Source organism: Pseudoalteromonas sp. SIMBA_162, assembly GCF_046535955.1.
Taxonomy (GTDB): domain Bacteria; phylum Pseudomonadota; class Gammaproteobacteria; order Enterobacterales; family Alteromonadaceae; genus Pseudoalteromonas; species Pseudoalteromonas marina.
Genome location: NZ_JAWJBQ010000262.1, coordinates 1 through 279, shown reverse-complemented (window position 1 = coordinate 279; position 279 = coordinate 1). Strand labels below are relative to the sequence as shown.

The following is a 279-nucleotide window of genomic DNA, read 5'->3' as shown; positions in this document are numbered from 1 at the left end:
GTGGGATAGCGGCGGCTTTATGCCCACAATCTTGAGATCCCGCTCACGTCGGCATACGGGTAAAAACCGCTAATTGCGACTGCACCAAGGAAAATAAAGGCCAGGATAGCGATGACTTTGCACAGTGCCAGCCAGAACTCAAATTCGCCGGAGTTTTTAACGCTTAATAAATTACTGACAGTTAAGGCGAGGGTAATGACGAGGGAAAATAACCAGATGGGAATGCCTGGAACCCACGAGTGCAGGATCATAGCGGCGATGTTGGCTTCCAGTGGGATA

Annotated in this window: 1 pseudogene; it reads right to left on the bottom strand. The window is 49.8% G+C overall.

Features of this window, described 5'->3' with window-relative positions:
- Window positions 1-17: 17 nt before the first annotated feature.
- A pseudogene (locus R0J88_RS19605) lies at window positions 18-279 on the bottom strand (GABA permease); the annotation flags it as partial.